Annotated in this window: 16 protein-coding genes and 1 riboswitch; of the genes, 3 read left to right on the top strand and 13 right to left on the bottom strand. The window is 49.0% G+C overall.

The features are described 5' to 3' along the window. Positions 1–102 precede the first annotated feature (102 nt). Entirely contained in the window at positions 103–816 is a 714-nt protein-coding gene (locus ACSSVF_RS09740; RefSeq protein ID WP_492403174.1) for a PEP-CTERM sorting domain-containing protein, read from the top strand. A gap of 389 nt (positions 817–1,205) precedes the next feature. Here ACSSVF_RS09740 and ACSSVF_RS09745 read toward each other — a convergent pair whose 3' ends face one another. From ACSSVF_RS09745 to ACSSVF_RS09760, 4 genes are all read right to left on the bottom strand, one after another. Next, entirely contained in the window at positions 1,206–1,745 is a 540-nt protein-coding gene (locus ACSSVF_RS09745; protein WP_492403176.1) for a TIGR00645 family protein, read from the bottom strand. A gap of 125 nt (positions 1,746–1,870) precedes the next feature. Continuing rightward, entirely contained in the window at positions 1,871–2,908 is a 1,038-nt protein-coding gene (locus tag ACSSVF_RS09750) for a CobW family GTP-binding protein (protein ID WP_492403177.1), read from the bottom strand. 218 nt (positions 2,909–3,126) lie between these two features. Continuing rightward, positions 3,127–4,818, bottom strand: coding sequence for a hypothetical protein (locus tag ACSSVF_RS09755; RefSeq protein ID WP_492403179.1), 1,692 nt, complete (start codon positions 4,816–4,818; stop codon positions 3,127–3,129). Between the two features lie 56 nt (positions 4,819–4,874). Then, positions 4,875–5,429, bottom strand: a complete 555-nt coding sequence (locus ACSSVF_RS09760) for a manganese efflux pump MntP (RefSeq protein WP_492403181.1) — start codon at positions 5,427–5,429, stop codon at positions 4,875–4,877. Between the two features lie 51 nt (positions 5,430–5,480). Beyond that, a riboswitch (yybP-ykoY riboswitch) is annotated at positions 5,481–5,643 on the bottom strand. Positions 5,644–5,701: 58 nt separating this feature from the next. Between ACSSVF_RS09760 and ACSSVF_RS09765 the strand changes: the two genes are divergently transcribed. Continuing rightward, positions 5,702–6,073, top strand: coding sequence for a hypothetical protein (locus ACSSVF_RS09765; RefSeq protein WP_492403183.1), 372 nt, complete (start codon positions 5,702–5,704; stop codon positions 6,071–6,073). A 132-nt stretch (positions 6,074–6,205) separates the two neighbouring features. Further along, entirely contained in the window at positions 6,206–7,039 is an 834-nt protein-coding gene (locus ACSSVF_RS09770) for a nickel/cobalt efflux transporter (protein WP_492403184.1), read from the top strand. 155 nt (positions 7,040–7,194) lie between these two features. Here ACSSVF_RS09770 and ACSSVF_RS09775 read toward each other — a convergent pair whose 3' ends face one another. From ACSSVF_RS09775 to ACSSVF_RS09815, 9 genes are all read right to left on the bottom strand, one after another. Further along, positions 7,195–8,298, bottom strand: coding sequence for a GGDEF domain-containing protein (locus ACSSVF_RS09775; RefSeq protein WP_492406340.1), 1,104 nt, complete (start codon positions 8,296–8,298; stop codon positions 7,195–7,197). Between the two features lie 609 nt (positions 8,299–8,907). Further along, positions 8,908–10,134 carry a cation:proton antiporter gene (locus ACSSVF_RS09780; protein ID WP_492403186.1) on the bottom strand — a complete coding sequence of 409 codons (1,227 nt, stop codon included), beginning with the start codon at positions 10,132–10,134 and terminating at the stop codon, positions 8,908–8,910. Between the two features lie 241 nt (positions 10,135–10,375). After that, the gene (locus ACSSVF_RS09785; protein ID WP_492403187.1) at positions 10,376–11,989 is read right to left on the bottom strand and encodes a GGDEF domain-containing protein; all 1,614 of its coding nucleotides are present in this window, start codon (positions 11,987–11,989) and stop codon (positions 10,376–10,378) included. A gap of 233 nt (positions 11,990–12,222) precedes the next feature. After that, entirely contained in the window at positions 12,223–12,471 is a 249-nt protein-coding gene (locus ACSSVF_RS09790) for a hypothetical protein (RefSeq protein WP_492403188.1), read from the bottom strand. Positions 12,472–12,552: 81 nt separating this feature from the next. Further along, positions 12,553–13,050, bottom strand: coding sequence for a peptidoglycan-binding protein LysM (gene lysM, locus ACSSVF_RS09795; protein ID WP_492403190.1), 498 nt, complete (start codon positions 13,048–13,050; stop codon positions 12,553–12,555). Between the two features lie 148 nt (positions 13,051–13,198). Continuing rightward, positions 13,199–13,792 (bottom strand): PqiC family protein, encoded by a 594-nt coding sequence (locus ACSSVF_RS09800; protein ID WP_492403192.1) that lies wholly within the window; start codon positions 13,790–13,792, stop codon positions 13,199–13,201. Positions 13,793–13,803: 11 nt separating this feature from the next. Beyond that, a complete protein-coding gene (pqiB, locus tag ACSSVF_RS09805; protein WP_492403193.1) occupies positions 13,804–15,603 on the bottom strand; it encodes an intermembrane transport protein PqiB in 1,800 nt (599 codons plus the stop codon). After that, positions 15,587–16,870 (bottom strand): PqiA/YebS family transporter subunit, encoded by a 1,284-nt coding sequence (locus tag ACSSVF_RS09810; RefSeq protein WP_492403195.1) that lies wholly within the window; start codon positions 16,868–16,870, stop codon positions 15,587–15,589. The genes pqiB and ACSSVF_RS09810 overlap by 17 nt, the downstream gene beginning before the upstream one ends. A gap of 159 nt (positions 16,871–17,029) precedes the next feature. Continuing rightward, positions 17,030–17,170: a DUF2474 domain-containing protein gene (locus ACSSVF_RS09815; protein WP_492403197.1), complete on the bottom strand. Its 141-nt coding sequence runs from the start codon at positions 17,168–17,170 to the stop codon at positions 17,030–17,032. Positions 17,171–17,178: the final 8 nt, after the last annotated feature.

Consider the following 17,178-nt stretch of genomic DNA (forward strand, 5'->3'; position numbering starts at 1 on the left):
GCGGCCGTACTTTTTCAAATAGCTGAAATATTCCAAGCGTACTTTGGCAGCGTTAGATCACTGTTCTAACCAATTGCCATCGCCACCCTCTAGGAAAAAATCATGATCTCATCAGCATTGAAATTAAAAGTAGTTGCCAGCTTGTTGCTGGCTTTCGCCGGTAGTGCTTCAGCGGCGGTTTATACCAACGTGCCAGCTGGCGCGACCACCGGGTTACCCTTTCCTTCTTTCGGTAATTCACCTAATCCAAGCGGTGATTCACCTATGGTCGGCCAGGTATTCTCACTGACTTCCAGCAGCCTGCTGTCATCTTTCAGCTTCTACGCGGTTGGTAATACTTCAGCCTCTTTCCAGCTGAACGTTGCCCAGTGGAACCCAGGCACTAATGCCCAAAACCAGGCAGAAAATACGGTAGGCAGCAACCTGCTGACCACCACGTTTAACGCGGTTGATACTTACAATGCCGCAGGTGGTTACACCACATTGTCATTTGAAAATCTGGGCCTGAACCTGAATGCTGGCACAAAGTACATCGCCTACCTGACCAGCAGCGATGCAAGTGTGACTGGTATCCAGCTGTCACGCACACAAACTACGCAAGACATTACAGGCTTCGGTTTAGGTCATGCATACAACAGCACTATCCCAGGCCAAGGCTGGCAATTGCCTTTCAACGGTAACGGCTTCCTCAGCCTGCAATACACGGCAGTCACAGCGGCTGCGCCAGTCCCTGAGCCAGAGTCTTATGCCATGATGTTTGCAGGTTTGGCTGTGGTAGGTGCTGTTGCCAAACGCCGTAAACAAAAACAAGCTTAATCGATATTGATCTCTTGAACAGATGGCGGGCGCTTATGCTCCCGTTTTTATACACGCTATAAAACTGGCATGTCAGTACCATCGTGCACTGATCTTTCCAGCGAAATAAAAAGCCTCACATCTGTGAGGCTTTTTATTTTCAACTTGTTAAGCGAGCAATTTAATCTAGCAATTACCTTTTTTAGCCTGTCCCGGCGGGCAATGATTACGATCTTGCAAGACGATACAGCTGGAAAGCAGCATGCTCACTAGCGCTAATAAAACAATTTTTTTTGTCATAGTGATTTTCCCAAGGTTATCTGATTAATTTTTTGAAATATCTCTTACGGAAACTTCCGTGTACAGTCTTTGCTGTTTGAACCAGTATACCTTCGGCGCTGACAAATTACTTAATGATCTGACTTACCTTTGCCATGACTGTGACCGGCAATTTTATCCATCCAGGCAAACAGCACACCGGTGATGATAAAGGTCAGGTGTATGCCCACCAGCCAGGCCATTTGTTCGGTGGTGAAACTGGCCGTGCCTGAACTCTGGTGCACAAACGCTTTCAACAGATCGATCGCAGAAATCGCCACAATCGAACCGATCAGCTTGATTTTCAGGCCAGAATAATCGACCTTGCCCATCCACTCAGGCCTGTCTTCACTATTGGCCGTATCAATGCGTGAGACAAAGTTTTCATAACCACTGAAAATCACCATAATCAGCAAATTGCCGACCAGGGTGATATCTACCAGCGCCAACAGTGAAAGCACTGTTTCCTGCTCAGAGAACGAGGCGAGGTGTGAGGCAATGTGGAAGAACTCCTGGCCAAATTTCACCAGCAAAATAAACAGACCACCCACCAAACCCAGATACATCGGTGCCATTAACCAACGGCTCTGGAAAATCCAGCCTTCTAATAATCTTTCTAAATAACGTCCCATAAAAACTCCAAATAACACTGTGCGGTTGCACAAAAACTTTGCTAAATATCAATCACAGTCATCAATCATGGTAATTAGTTTTGACGCCATGATGATGACGCCAAGCATTTAAAATTCAACCAATATCAGAACTGTGTGAGGAGCGCACGTACAGCTTGCTCATCAATCCCTTTGCCGATAATCACAATCCGGCTGATAGGCTCATCCTCATCCCAGCCTTCCAGCAGCGTGGGCGGGTAGGGCGTAAAGTGCACCGCGTGTACCGCCAATGGCGCTGGCGCATCTTCCACATGCAAAATCCCTTTTAAACGCAATAACTGCTCACCATGCACCTGGCACAGCTTGAGAATCACGCCCCTGAAATCAGCCCACGCCATCGGCTTGGGCAAGTAGACGGTAAATGTTGTCACATCATCATGCGCAGGCGCTTGCGGCAGCGTGCCTTTTTTCGCTGTGCTAAAGCCGCTGGCAGGCGCACGCAACCAGCGCTCGGGGTTGGCCTGCTTATTGGCAAAATCAAACAGCCCGACATCAATAATCTGCATCGGGTCGATTTCGCCATGCAACACAAACTGCTGCGTCGCATTCGGGTTAATTGCAGTCAGCTTGGATTGCAACGCGCTGATCTGTTCAGGCGTGGCCGTGTCTGATTTAGTAATCAGCAACACATCCGCCACCGCCGCCTGTTTCAACGCCTCTTTCTGCGTTTCAATCTGCTGCAAACCATAAGCCGCATCAATTGTTACAACTACCGCATCCAAGCGGTAAACCGATTCAATCACCGGCTCATTCATCAGGTTAGCTAAAATCGGGCCAGGGTCAGCCATGCCGGTAGTTTCAATCACCAGCCGGTTAAATTCCGGCACCGCCTGCAAACTGCGCTTAAAAAACAAATCGCGCATTGTATCGGCCAGCTCATTTTTGAGCGAACAGCACAAACAGCCAGAACTCAACAACACCGTGTTATCAGCCACATGCTCGCTTTCAACAGTCTGCGAAATCTGGCTATTGGCAAAAATCTGGTCTAAACCTGCTTCGCCGAGTTCATTGATGATCACGGCGGTGTCTTTCATCGCCGGGTTATGCAGTAGTTTGTTGAGCAGGGTGGTTTTACCGCTGCCCAAAAAACCAGTGAGCAGCGTGACGGGGATACGTTTATCCATATGAATTTTTAATAAAACGAGTGTGGCGGTATTTTAACGCGGATGGTTATTGGTCATGCTAAGTGTTTCGACTTATATGGAGATATGGCAGTAAATCACAAGGCATAGGGAAATAAATAGATATTTTATTGGTACAGCTACGTCATATCGACTTTAAAAATCTTAAAAATTAAGTTACTAATTTTCTAACAATTGGCTTAAAGCCGAGTTTTAAAGTTTTATTTCTCTTCTGTGGCTTCTTCTGGATCTATACCAAATTTCTTCAATCTTCTTTGATTGATTAAACTCTCTGCCGCAATTCGTTGTAAAGCTTTGCGTGCATTGTTTGCTATCTTTTGTTGTTGTTCTGTTGAACTGGAAAATTCACCAAACTGTAAGCATGTTTTGACATATCGGGATAAATGTTTTCCTGACTCAAATTTAAATAATTCATAATAATCATCGGTGGAAGTATTGGCTAAAATGACTTCGTCCTTTGTATTCCAACTATTTTTCCCAGCTATCCTTTTTAGTACATCATTAGCGCTTTCAGTAATTGCAAGTTTTGCAAATGCAACTCTGAATTTTTCTAGTACTTCCTTATCTATTGAGTCTCCAAAAAAGTTGTCCTTCTCCGGGTCAAATAAGTCAATTTCCTGCCCTCTTAAATTTATATAGTAATCAATTATTTCAGAGGCTTTTTCTGGTTCTTCAAGATCGCGAAATAAATGAACTGTTCCGTTTAAATTTGTTGGAGTGATGTTTTTTGCATTAGCTTTAAAGCTGTCATAAATCGTATTAATAACTACTTCTTGATTATCGGCAAAACTGTCGTGAAAAAGACGCCAAGCATCGCCAAATGAGTTGTCTGATTTTTCTGCAAGAATACTTTCGTTTTTCTTCAATGCTGCTGTTTTTAAAGTAGTCTCAACAAAATACCCAGTTCTGACTGCTTCTGCCAGCACTAAATCCAGTTCATCAGTAAGACGATACTCATACTTATCAAGTATTTTTATCCACTTTTTTTCATCATCGTTACCTTCTTTATCTTTTCCAATGTCATAGAAACTGTAACCTGATTTTGTGACGAAATCCAAACTAGGAACTTCTTTTGTAGAACTGAAATAACACCAAGTAAATAATGTTATGGAATGAATAAATTGATATTGGATTTCGTTTTCAAAGTCTTTTGAAAAAGGAATAGCAAGATTCACAAGCTTTTCTATTTTTTTCAGGATCCTAATATTTCTAATTTCGAGTCTGTCCGATAACTCACGTAAAGTGGCATGTGTTTCATCTTCTGTATCGAAAGCAATAGCAGAACATTCTGAAGCTGTAGGTGTAAATTTTAACTCTATGTCTATTACTTTCTCACGAAGCTTATGGTACTCATTTAGCCCATCTTCCTCATCATTCAGTAATAATACAATCTTGCATTTTTTCTGCTCTTTGAGTTGAGAAATCAAACCCATTACATCTTTAATTTCTAGCTTAGAGCCTCTGCGCTCAATATCGTCAATACAAATTAAAGTTCTATTCAAAGATAGGAATGACAGGGATTCAATAGTTGAAGTAAAGTTTTTTATTAAGGGAATACTAGAAAAAAAATCTAATGTTTTTCGCCCGAATGATTTAGAAACTGCTGTGATATTAGCTTTAAAAGTTTCGAGGCTTGGCTCTGTTCCTATTAAATCTTTGTTTATTACACACTCAAAAATTGTTTGCTTTAATGAATCTAAAGAGTTAACGCCAAACAAAGATACATACGCATAGCGATCTAATGCAATCTTATTATTAGCGTTAGCATCATTTAGAAATTTCGTCCAAGAGTACGTTTTTCCTATGCCCCATGCGCCTTTAATAGCTAATACTTCTGGGGTGTCATCCATTAAAAACTTTTGAATTTGTTGCTTAATAATTTCAATGGACATTTGTGACACTCCATAAATATGTTGTGAAGAATATTAATACAAATGATAGATCAATATTAGGAAATGGCTTTAATTACGAGATGTTCATACAGAATGTAAAACCCAATCGCAATCAACACCCAGCCGCCAACTATTTCCGAACGCTTCCCAAACATTAACCCTAATACACGCCCAAGCATCACGCCAATTGTCACCATGGTAAAAGTCGCAAAGCCAATCGCTGCGGCGGTGATGAATATATTCACATCCATAAACGCTAAACTCACACCCACCGCCATGGCATCTATGCTGGTGGCGACTGCGGTGAGGGCGAGGATGTAGAAGGAGTGACTGCTGGGTTTTTCTTCTTCGGGCTCTGCTGGTTGAAAGCCTTCGTAAATCATGTGCAGGCCAAGGGCGAGCAGGAGGGTGAAGGCGATCCAGTGATCCCAGTCGGTAATGTAATGTGACGCAAAAGTTTTGATGGCGAAGGTGGCGATGGCCCAGCCAATGAGTGGTGTGATGGCTTCGATAACACCAAAAATCAATCCGGTGCGTAGTGCTTCTGACAGTTTGGGATTTTTGAGTGCAGCGCCTTTGCTAATAGCTGCGGCAAACGCGTCGGTGGACATGGCTAGCGCGATAAGCGCGATGGAAGTGCTGGTAAGGGACATATTTAGTTTTCTAGTCGGGACGAAATAAATAGATAGCAGCACGCCCGACTTTTGTCGCACTGTTATCCATTAGTCTCGCCAACCGAAAACGGCCGCCTGCACCACGACGTAAGTCGATTATGTTGACACAGGCACTTCAAATTATATGAAGCAGGCTACTCCCCAAAGGTTGCGGCATTATAACTGATTGGGCGTGGTTTTTTATTTGAAGCTTGTAATAGAATAGGGCTATGCGCCGCCTGTTTATTTTCTTCATCATCTGGCTTTTACCGCTGCAACCATTACTGGCTGCGGATGTGGAGTTTGCGCATCTGGTCGGCTCACAAAGCTCGCAGGAAAAAGCATTGACGCATATGGTCGAGCATATGGAACATATCGCGCATCACCATGAGGAAGATGGCGATTTGCATCAGGATGAATCTGCGCCATCGGTGCTGCATTTGATCGACTTTGAACACAATATTCATCTCTCGACTTTGCTTGCTAGTGAAGTGGTGCTGACTGCCAGTAAACCTGTGGCCGAAGTGCCAGGGTTTGTGCCAGTGATTTACCTCAACCCATCTGCCTCTCCTCCGCAAAAGCCTCCTTATCTCGCCCTGTAAGCGCCTGACGACAGTGTTCGCCTGGCGCTCTATGTGTATTTCTTAAACATTGAGGGGTTTTTATGATTGTTATTTATACGCTGTCTTTGCGAGGCAGTTTGATTTCCATGTTGTCTGCTCTGGAGCATTCAAATGAGTGATTTTTTGAATTTGATCCAGCACGGCAACGGCTGGTTGTTTATCCCTAGTGCCATTCTGCTTGGCGTATTGCACGGCCTGGAACCTGGCCACTCTAAAACCATGATGGCGGCGTTTATTATTGCCATTCGCGGCACGGTGAAACAGGCGGTGTTGTTAGGGCTGGCGGCAACCATTTCACATACCGCTATCGTGTGGGCCATTGCCATGTTGGGGCTGTATTTTGGCAGTAGCTGGAACGCTGAAACTTCAGAGCCGTATTTTCAGATTATGTCGGCGGTTATTTTGATAGTGATGGCGATTTGGATGGCGCTGGTCACGCGACAGCACGCGAAAATGGCGCATGACCACGATCACGATCATGACCACGATCACGATCACGATCACGATCACGATCACGATCACGATCACGATCATAAAGCCGGGCTGGAAAATCTGTCACTGGGTTATCAAGACCCGCACGAATTGGCGCATGCCAACGAGATACAGCACCGTTTCGCTGGCCGTCAGGTGACCACCGGGCAGATTGTGATTTTCGGCTTAACTGGCGGGCTGATCCCTTGCCCGGCCTCGATCACGGTGTTGTTGCTGTGCCTGCAACTGAAACAGATCGCATTGGGGGCGACGCTGGTGCTGTGTTTTAGCATTGGCCTGGCATTGACCATGGTCGCTTCAGGCGTGCTGGCGGCGATGAGTATCAAGCATGTGTCCAGCCGTTGGTCAGGGTTTGGTGAATTTGCCAGAAAGGCGCCGTATTTCTCTGCGCTGCTCATTTTGCTGGTGGGGATGTATGTTGGCTACCATGGGCTAAGCGGATTGCCAGGGTAATAGATCTTAAACAATAAAAAGCCTCCGAGTACGGAGGCTTTTTACTTTGTGATATCTGGCTGGGTTTAATGTATCGGGCAGGGCGTGCAGCTTATGCATTGCCTGATTTCTGATATAAAACATCGCCAGTGTAAGTGGGTAGCATTGGCAAAAAACTAGTTTTGAAACACCTGTAGCATTTCTTTACGGTCTTTACGCGAGCGCTTGTTTGCATACATGCGTTTGTCGGCGATGCGCATCAGTTCTGCCGGGGTGTTGGCTTCACGCGCAAACACCACGCCCTGGCTGGCGCCTGCGCCTATAAAGCCACCGACTTGCAGTTGTTTGTTGGTGGCTTCCACCTGGTGCTGACACCATTCCACTTCATCTTCATGGCACAAAATGGCGAATTCATCACCACCAAGCCTGTATAACTGCGCCTCACGGCCCAGGCGCTGGTTGAGGAACATACTGAAGTTCTTCAACAGGGTGTCGCCCACATCATGACCAAAGTGGTCATTGAAATGTTTGAGGTTATCCATATCCAGGAAAATCAGGCAGCCATAGGCTGGAAAGTTAACCATTTTGCCTTCCAGCGCGTGACGGTTGGGCAGGTTAGTCAACCGGTCCGTGAGGGCGAGGGAGCGGGTATCTTGCAGCTCCACCAGCATGCGGTCTTTGTCTTTGTGCAGGCGGTTGATCTGGTAGGCTAATACCAGTGCCAGCAAAATGGCTTCAACCGTCACGGCAATCAGCCCCATCTGTTCTATGGTCCAGATATTGGTGCTGAGTTTTTGTGCGCTGATGCTCATGCCGCCGAGCACGCCAAACACGGTGATGGCGATTAAATAGAATTGTGCGGTGCGGTGTTTCAGCCAGCTGAAATAACTGCCGCAAATCAAACCAAAGCCCAGGAAAATAGCGACACCGGTGCGTGCCATTTCCAGCATCCAGTTGGGGTTGATCAGCGCATTGACTAGTAAAGCCACCAAAATGGCGCAAACGATCAGCGAGAACTGATGCAGCTTGGGGTAGTGCGTAGCATTGATGCCTAGCAGGTGGCGGACAAAGCTGACGTAGGCGATATTGGACAGCAGGATAGGCGCACTACTCAGGTAAAACCAGTGTGAATCTGCCAGTTGTGCAAACGCACCCAAAGCCGCGCCCTGGAATATCAGGTTGCCGAGGATAAACAAGGCATACATACGTTCGGTAAAGTGGCCGGGTGCCAGGCCGATAGCGATGTAATAGACAAAAATCCCCATCAGCACGCCCAGCATCAGGATGGCACCTGCCGAACTTTTGAGGACCTGGCCCAGGTAATCCGGTTCACTGGCGATAAACAGCTCGGGCTGCGCCAGGTAATAAGGTGAATTGAGCTGGGTGGTGAGTTGGTAGGTGCCGGGCGATAAATCGAACTTGCGCCCGTGGCGTAACAGGTAAGGATTCTTTTCAGCGCTATCCAGCCCGCCATGTGCCGTATATGCCTTGCCATCAGCCGCACTGAGGTGGTGGTTGAAACTGGCAATCACGGTGGTGTTTTTAAAGTCGAGCACATAGCTGTCAGCTGTGGCAATGGTCAGCGTGGCGTGGCAGGTGAATTTGCCACCATGCAGAGGAATCTGCTGTACGGTTTGGCCGTGCTCATTCTGGCACTCGCTGTCGCTAAGCACTGGGTTTGCAAATGCGGCGTTCGCAAATGCAACGTTGGCTAACAGCAGGCTGAGCAGCAACAGGCAACGATGAAATATGGGTGAAAACAGCAAACTGACCCTTAAGCGCCGACGATTGAAGAAAACACCATTATGTATGAATCTTTCCCTGTTTGATGTTGCCTGATAAGAATTTGCAAGTGTCAGGATGGCTATCATGTGCAAATACAGGCGGCATCACTGGCCAGATGGCGATGATACTCTCGCCCTGGCTTCGATCTGCGGCATGATCCATTTACGGAACATCAGTGGTGTGATCAATGTCGTCACCACGCCCATCAATATCAGTACCGAGAACAGGTCCTGGCCAATAAATCCGCGCTCATAGGCAATGCTGGCAATCACCAGTTCCATCACGCCGCGGCCATTGAGGATAAAGCCTATGCCCAGCGCGTCACTTTTAGGCAAGCCGATGAGGCGCCCGCCCAGCCATCCGGCCAGGATCTTGGTGACGATAGACACCAGTAGTACCACGGCAACAAACCAGAATGATTCGATGATCTGGACTTTAAATTCCAGCCCCAGGTAGGCAAAAAACACGGGTGCCAGAAAACCGCCGGTGATGGAACCCAACGTTAACTCCAATTCTTTGTAGCGGGAGGGCAGGAAGAAATTACGATCTATCAATAACGCACCAAAAAATGCGCCAATGACAAAATGGAAGCCAAGCGCCGCACTCACTGAGCCGAAAACCAGGACAAACAACAACAGGATGCCGAACAGCGCTTCATTGCCTATCAGGGCCACCAGTTTTTCTGACCACAAATGCAGGTTAATGCCTTTATCGATGACTTTTTTGATCAGCAAACTGACACCCAGGATCAGCAGTATCAGCAGGATCAATTTAGAGCTGGCGTGAAAGATGGCGATGCTGACTGCCTGGTAGGATTTTTGTTCCGGCAGATTGAGGATCACACCTAATACCAGCAGTGCGGCGACATCGTTAAAGATAGCGGTGGCAACAGAATAACGTGCAATATCTGAATCCAGCAGTTTGAAGCTTTGCAGGATGCTGACGGTGACCGGCAGCGCGGTGATCGATACGCACAAGCCTAAAAAGATAGTGCGGCTGACATCCAGCCCAAACGCAACGCCGACCAGGATGCCGCCTGTGAGTGGCAGTAAAAAGCCCAGCAAGGCAATCACGATACCTTTGCCGCGCATGGAGTCTATGACTTCCTTGAAATTCATTTCCAGGCCGGCCGACAGTACGATCAGAAACACGGCCAGCTCTGAAATGCCTGATAAGGCAGGGGTAGGCGTAATCAGGTTGAACAAGCTGGGGCCCAGAATGACACCGGCGACCATTTCACCGATGATGGCGGGCTGATTAAAGCGGGAGAACACTTGCCCTAACAGGCGGGCACACACGATCAGGACTAGCAGGGTAGTGAGTAAAGGCATGACTACTTTCTTTAGTGCTTATGCCAGGCAACCAGCTTTTTTACAAAAAAACGTGCATCTAAAGCCTTATAATGAACAGATGAGCAGGTCTTAAATCAGATGCGCTGGTGCTTGTGCCTGGCGAACAATTTTATGAGTATAAATCATAAGCGGGCCAGGCTTGCGCTTTTAAATACAGCAATGCATGTATAAGAGCAGAAAGTCAATCTGATGGCGATTTTGTGAGTGCGCCTTGTCACCATCAAGGGTGCAGGACTTGCATCATTTCCTTGCGGTTTTTGCGGGTACGCTTGTTCTCGTACATGCGTTTATCGGCGATGCGTAACAAGGCTTCGGTGCTGGTTGCCTCATGCGCGAACACGATGCCCATGCTGGCACCGACGCCGGCAAAGCCTTCTTTGCCTAATTGTATATGCGTATATTCCAGTTTGTGCTGGCACCACTCGACATCATCCTCATGGCACAGAATGGCGAATTCGTCGCCGCCCAGCCGGTAAAGCTGGCCATGCTCGCTGAGTTTATCCGAAAGGATCTGGCTGAACAGCGTCAGCAACAGGTCACCTGTTTCGTGGCCAAACTGGTCGTTTACGTGCTTGAGGTTATCCATATCGAGAAACATCAGGCAGCCATGCTGCGGCAGCTTCAACAGTTTATTTTCCAGCGCATGCCGGTTAGGCATGCCGGTGAGCCTGTCGGTCAGCGCCAGTGAACGTGTGTTTTGCAGCTCGACCAGCAGTTGTTCTTTTTCATGATGCAGGCGACTGAGTTTGTATGCGACCAGGAGTGAGAGCAGGATGGCATGCATAGTCACCGCAAACAGCCCGAGTTGCTCAAGGGTGAAGATATGCTGCGTGGCGTTGGCCGCACTGATCGCCATGATGCACAGCATACCAAAGCCTATCGTCGTCAGCAGGTAGAGCTGGCCGATGATTTGCCGCTGCACGCTCAGGCGCAACCCGCATAACAGGCCAAAAGCCAGGGAAATGACGACGCCTATGCGCGACATTTCCAGCATCCAGTCGGGGAAGATCATGCCGAGTACGATCAAGGCGATCAGCAGGCTGCTGGCAATCAGTGATAGCTGGTACAGGCGTGGCCGATGGAATTGATTAATGCCTAGCAGGTGGCAGATAAAGCTCACATAAGCCAGGTTGGCAATCAGCAACGGCAGGCCAGTCAGGTAAAACGAGTGCCAGTTGAAAAACTGGTTAAACACACCCAGAGTGGCAGCGTGAAATACCAGGTTGCCAAAAATAAAGATGGCATACATGCGTTCTGTCATATGGCCGGGCAGTGCACCCAGCGCTGCATAATAAGCGAATAAACCCATCAAAATACCCAGCAATAACAAGCTGGCAGCTGCGCTGATATTGCTCTGGCGCTGATAACTGGCCAGGTCAGTGATCAGCAGGGTGGGGGCTGCCAGGTAGTAGGGGGATTGCAGCCAGGTGATGAGTCTGTAGGTGCCGGGTTCCAGGCTGACGATGCGCCCATGCCTAAGCATAAAGGGATTGTGTTGCGTAGTGCTCAGGCCGCCGGTCAGGATATGCAGCAGGTCTTGCTTTTCTGGCGCTTGTGTTTGGATGGCTTGGTTTGACGCTGTGCCAGGTAAGGAATGTTTCCCTTGGGTTGCGGCGTGCTGCGCGCTATTTTCCTGGAAAATCTCATGCTGGAAACGCGCAATGGTCGAGGTGTTTTTAAAATCGATCACATACTGGTTGGCTTCTGTGATTTTGAGCACGCTCTGGCAGGCAAATTTACCGCCTTGTAACGGGATACGCTCGATAATGCTGCCTTGCTGGTTGATGCAGGTGGTTCCGAGCAAAGCCGGGGCCGCTGATGCCAATGGCATCATGAAAAACACCAATGGAGCAAGGCGCATCCATTGTGTCAGTAGCGTCCAAAGCCGATATCGTTGCAATCAAATTTTCCAGTCAACGCTGCAAATCACGGGGCAGTGTACATGAAAAATTCCTGTGATATAGCTGGGCCAACTGATTAAGAAAAGCAAAGAGTTACTAACGAACGTTGCTGCACAGGCAATAAAAAACCCGCATTCAAATGCGGGTTTTTTATGCGGAGCAGGGATTACTTGTTTTCAACGGCTTTTTCAGTCGCTTCAGTGGTTTCCTTAATCTGCTCTTTAGCTGCCGCGGCTGCGTCTTTGGCCGCCTGTACGGCATCGACAGCGGCTTCTTTGGCTTCAGCTGCGGCCTCTTCGGTGTGGGTTTGCGCAGATTCCAGCGCTTCTTCAACCGTAGGCTCTTTCTCGCCACAGGCAACCAGCAGGGTGGCACTTAAACCAGCAATGATTAACAAACGAAAAAATGCAGACATAATCTTTCCTCCTAATAGTTTTTAAATAATTTTTAATTCAGGTCTCAATGAATGATTCATACTCAACCGGCAAACCGCGACTTACTCAGGAATGCGTAAGGCCTGGCCAGGGTAGATTTTGTCAGGGTGATTAAGCATGGGCCGGTTGGCTTCAAAGATTTTCATGTAGCTATTGGCATTGCCATACATCTCTTTGGCGATTTTAGATAAAGTATCGCCTTTGACCACGGTGTAAAACCTGGCTTCCGGCTCCTGGCTGGGCACATATAACTGGTCCTGCACCGCTTCAACGCCGGACACGTTGCCACAACATAACAGGATTTTTTCTTTGATTTCCTGCGTTTCTACATTGCCTTGTACGATGACGGTACCGCTGCCACCATCAAACTTAATGTCGTAGCCTTCAGTCGGCAGATTGTTTTTTGAAATGTAGTTCTGAATGGCCTTTGCGGCAGCGGCGTTGGCCGCATCGACATTGACCGGCGTAGGTGTTTTGCTGGCTGTTTCCTGCGCGGCTTTGGCCTCGCCCGCGCCAAACAGCTTCTCACCCGCTTCTTTGATAAAAGAGAATAAACCCATTACCCGCTCCTGACTTTTTTATTGTGGATGGAAAAGTCATCATAGCAAATACAGGGTGTCGCCACTAGCGCGTGGTCAGCGCTTTTCATAAAAAAAACCGGCTACCAAAAAACTGGTGCCGGTGATTCATTGCTGCAGGCTGACCAGCCTAGGGCGTGCGTGGTAATTGCCCTGCGATCTGCCCGCTGAGTAAATCCAGGTTGTTGCCTAATGCGCGCACCAGTGCCGGGTAGCCACTCTCAGCCAGCGGCGTAGTGAATTTGAATGACTGGCTTTGCAAGGGTTTGTGGTCGGCTGACAGCAACTGCCATTGACCACTCAGCACGGCATAGCCACTGATTTGCCCATGAAACTGGTCTATAGTCAATTGCAGGCTGGTGGCAGAGGGCGCCGCGCCAGGCAGTGGGTCTGTGATCGCGGTATTCGGCAGGCGGCTGGAGAGGCGCGCACGCAGGCCACGGCGTAGCTCTTGCGACAGGTTATCTACCCATAGATGATCACGCGCAGGGTGCAGGGTGACGTCATCCAGCTGTACCACGATCCGGTCTGTATCCAGGTAGTCTGCCAGCTGGATACGGTTTAACACCAGGGTTTGTTGTGCTGCATTTACTGGTTGTGCGCCAGTCACTTCTGGCAAACTGAAGCGCTCGCTTTTCACCGGCGGGTTTGATTTCAGGCATGCGCTCAGGCTGCATGCCACTATCAATAATAAACCAGTCCGTAATTGTTTTTTGATCATCATGAGTTGCTTCCTTACGGGTTGGCCGGTGCTTGCGGCACCTGTTGGTCTGTTGGTGCCTGAGGTGCCTGTAATGTAGTCGGTGCACGAGGTACCGGGTCATTGCCAGGTTTGCGGCCAAACAGGATGGCACTCGGCTCTTCATTCAAGGTGCGTGCCAATGGCTGTATGTCACGCAGGGCTTTGTCCAGACGCTGCAAGGTGGTGGTCAGTTCCTGGTAGGCTGGTGAATCCGGCGACAGGCCTTTGAGCGTGGCTTGAACTTCCTGCATGGTTTTGTTCAGGTTGGCTGGCATCTGTTGCAGGTCAGGCTGGCTGATGAACTGGTTCACCTGCACGCTCAGTGCACGGATTTCTTTCATGGTGATTTCAGACTGCTGCAAGTTTTTATCCAGCCCTGAAAGCACAGGCTCTACATTCAGGTGGTTGAGTTTATCCAGCAGGTCAGACAGTTTCTGTTCGATCTGCGCCAGGCTGGTAGCACTGGTCGGCAATACCGGCAGGCCTTCAAAACGTTCGCGTTTATAAGGTTTATGCGTTTTTTGATCCACATTCAGGTCGACATAGACTGAACCGGTGAGCAGGTTGCCGGATTTGAGGGTGGCATGCAGCCCGCGCTGTAACATGTGGCTGATACGGGTTTTCCATTCTTCCAGGTCTGCCTGGCCATTATCGGCCAGCCGTCCAGGTTCCAGGTGGATCAGCACCGGGATCGCATAACGGAAGTCTTTCTTGCGTTCAGGGGAGTTGAATTTCCACGGCACGTTCATGACGGTACCTATACGTAAGCCCCTGAATTCAACCGGGGCGCCTTTGGTCAGTCCACGCACGGTATCGTCCACCAGCAGCACATATTCTATGTACTGGTCATAGGTTTGCTGGCGGGCGGCTTCTTCATTGGCAAACAGCTCAAACGTGGTTTCCGAGCGCACCGGTTGCCCCATTGGGATATCGTCCGGATGACCAAAGCTGACGCCGCCGGCGATGAGGGATTCCACGGTGGGGATATTTGCTTTAAAGCCTTCTGCGTCCAATTTGACATCAATACCCACGGCGGTCCAGAAGCGGGAATTTTTAGTCACCAATACATCATAGGGGTGCTCAATAAACAGTTCGTGCTGCATTTTGCGCTGCTTGGGGTCAAACGTGGCGCTGACAACGCGACCAACACGCAAACCCTGGTAAGTGACCGGGTCACCTACGCGCAAGGCATTGCCGACTTTACCTTCCAGATTGACATGTACACCCTTGGCACCATTGAGTGAAATGGGCGGTTGATCGAGTACGGTAAAGTGGTCGGTTTCCTCTACTTCTTTGCCAGGTTGCAACTGGATATAAGAACCTGAGATGACCGTGTTCAAGCCACTGATGCCTTCCAACCCGATGCGCGGTTTGACTACCCATAACTGGGTATCCTTGACCAGCATGGGTTGCGCTTTAGGCGTGATGCGGGCTAGCACTTCGATGTGCGTGAGGTCATCGGATAAGGTTACTTGCTCGACCTGGCCGATATCCACGCTATGCACCTTGATTTTAGTTTTACCGGCCTCAATGCCTTCGGCATTGGTCATGGAGAGCGTGATCTGTTTGCCGACGCGGGTGTAATTATCATAGATCAGCCATAAGCCTATCAGCAGGGCGACAATAGGCACGATCCAGATCGGCGAGACACGCACTTGTTTGCTGACATTAGCCAGTAAATGGTCATGCGCTGGCTGACCGTTCGTTTGCTGGCTATTTGTTTGCTGATCAGGTGCTTGCTGATCAGGGCCGGGCGGGTTTTTAGGTGGCTGATTATTATTTTGATCTGTCATAAGGTTTTCCTTGGGTATCCCACAATAAACGGGGATCAAAAGCCATCGCCGCCAGCATGGTGGTAATCACAACCGCGCAAAATGCCAGTGCTGCCGGGCCGGGCAATACCGACATCAGGTTGCCGGATTGTATCAGTGCCACCATGATGGCGACGACAAATACATCCACCATAGACCAGCGGCCTATCAACTCGGTGATTCGGTAAAGCGCGGTTTTTTGTTGTGCATTCAGTGGGCCGGGGTGGCGCGCCAGCCATAGCAATAGCATGAGTATCAGCATTTTAATGATAGGCACCAGCACGCTGGCGACAAAAATAATCACCGCCACCGGCTCTGAGCCATGCTGCCAGAGTTCTATCATGCCGCCAATAATGGTTGAAGAATGACTTTGTCCCAGCGAAGTCGTAATCATCATCGGGTAGGCATTGGCCGGGATATAGAGCACGGCCGCTGTCAGCAATAATGCCCAGGTGAATTGCAAGCTATTTGGTTTGCGCGCATATAGCGTACTGCCACAACGCATGCATAGATAAGCGGAATCTTTGGCCGCAGGAGGGAGCGCATTGATCAGGCCGCAGGTCGTGCATCCGGCCACATGTTGTTCAGCGGCATTGACGCCGCAACGGATGCCGGTGTCAGGCGGCGGTTCACCGGCCAGTTTCAGCCACAGCAGATCGATATCCACCGAGCGCGTGGTCATCAATAATAATAAGGCAAACACGCAATAGGCCCAGAATGAAACGCCTAGCTGCACTTCACCGATATCAGTCAATTTCACCAGGCTCACCAGCGCCGCGATCATGAATACATCCGCCATCATCCATGGGTGTAAACGTGAGAATAGCCGGGCGATCACATCGCTGTAGGCGCGCGGCACCGTGCGCAACACATTGGCCTGCATGAGGATGACGCCGATCAGGTATAAAGCGGGCAGGATAATCGCCGTGGCGCTGACAATCAGCGCTACCAGCGGCTGGTTGACATTCAGCAAGGTGACGGCAGTTTGCGGCAGGGCGATCTGGCTATCCAAGCCGTTGGTATCCATGCTGATAAATGGGAAAGCGATGGCAATCAATAAGCTAAGTAGCGCGGTGATTGCCAACGCGATACTGCGTTGCACCGGATGCAGATGCCGCCGCGCCAATACATGACCGCAGCGCGGGCAACTGGCGTGCTCGCCTGGGCGCAACACAGGGATGGCGCTGACCATATCGCAAGCACTGCAGGCACGCAAACGCCGCCATTTTATTTTTTGCTGGGTAGTCATCAGGGTTGTTTGAATGGGTTAGGGCACGGCTCTAAATGGCATGTTAAACGGATTGGATTTGAACGGGCAAGCACATTTAATCATGCATGCAATGGCAACGCCCTTATAGAGATGACCTGCAAAACTAAAAAAGATTCTTCTTTGGCTGCCTTGTCAGGGTTAGCTATTGAATCCTGCTGCCTTCATCAACAGTTTAATGATCACACTCACCAGGGCGAGTGCGGCAATGCTGGCGGCCCAGATCAGCACCAGCCAGCCTAATCTTTTAGCAAAACTGCTTTTCGGTTTTGTGCCTGTCATTCACCCAT

The sequence above is a fragment of the Methylophilus sp. E2MeOHC9 genome, from assembly GCF_058744375.1.

Excerpts from the sequence above, each read along its gene's own strand:
- lysM (WP_492403190.1), bottom strand. The coding sequence starts at position 13,050 with ATGGGTTTATTCTCTTTTATCAAAGAAGCGGGTGAGAAGCTGTTTGGC.
- pqiB (WP_492403193.1), bottom strand. The coding sequence starts at position 15,603 with ATGACAGATCAAAATAATAATCAGCCACCTAAAAACCCGCCCGGCCCT.
- ACSSVF_RS09765 (WP_492403183.1), top strand. The coding sequence starts at position 5,702 with ATGCGCCGCCTGTTTATTTTCTTCATCATCTGGCTTTTACCGCTGCAA.
- ACSSVF_RS09745 (WP_492403176.1), bottom strand. The coding sequence starts at position 1,745 with ATGGGACGTTATTTAGAAAGATTATTAGAAGGCTGGATTTTCCAGAGC.
- ACSSVF_RS09780 (WP_492403186.1), bottom strand. The coding sequence starts at position 10,134 with ATGCCTTTACTCACTACCCTGCTAGTCCTGATCGTGTGTGCCCGCCTG.
- ACSSVF_RS09740 (WP_492403174.1), top strand. The coding sequence starts at position 103 with ATGATCTCATCAGCATTGAAATTAAAAGTAGTTGCCAGCTTGTTGCTG.
- ACSSVF_RS09750 (WP_492403177.1), bottom strand. The coding sequence starts at position 2,908 with ATGGATAAACGTATCCCCGTCACGCTGCTCACTGGTTTTTTGGGCAGC.
- ACSSVF_RS09755 (WP_492403179.1), bottom strand. The coding sequence starts at position 4,818 with ATGTCCATTGAAATTATTAAGCAACAAATTCAAAAGTTTTTAATGGAT.
- ACSSVF_RS09760 (WP_492403181.1), bottom strand. The coding sequence starts at position 5,429 with ATGTCCACCGACGCGTTTGCCGCAGCTATTAGCAAAGGCGCTGCACTC.
- ACSSVF_RS09775 (WP_492406340.1), bottom strand. The coding sequence starts at position 8,298 with ATGCTGGGCGTGCTGATGGGGATTTTTGTCTATTACATCGCTATCGGC.
- ACSSVF_RS09770 (WP_492403184.1), top strand. The coding sequence starts at position 6,206 with ATGAGTGATTTTTTGAATTTGATCCAGCACGGCAACGGCTGGTTGTTT.
- ACSSVF_RS09800 (WP_492403192.1), bottom strand. The coding sequence starts at position 13,792 with ATGATGATCAAAAAACAATTACGGACTGGTTTATTATTGATAGTGGCA.
- ACSSVF_RS09810 (WP_492403195.1), bottom strand. The coding sequence starts at position 16,870 with ATGACTACCCAGCAAAAAATAAAATGGCGGCGTTTGCGTGCCTGCAGT.
- ACSSVF_RS09785 (WP_492403187.1), bottom strand. The coding sequence starts at position 11,989 with ATGATGCCATTGGCATCAGCGGCCCCGGCTTTGCTCGGAACCACCTGC.
- ACSSVF_RS09815 (WP_492403197.1), bottom strand. The coding sequence starts at position 17,170 with ATGACAGGCACAAAACCGAAAAGCAGTTTTGCTAAAAGATTAGGCTGG.
- ACSSVF_RS09790 (WP_492403188.1), bottom strand. The coding sequence starts at position 12,471 with ATGTCTGCATTTTTTCGTTTGTTAATCATTGCTGGTTTAAGTGCCACC.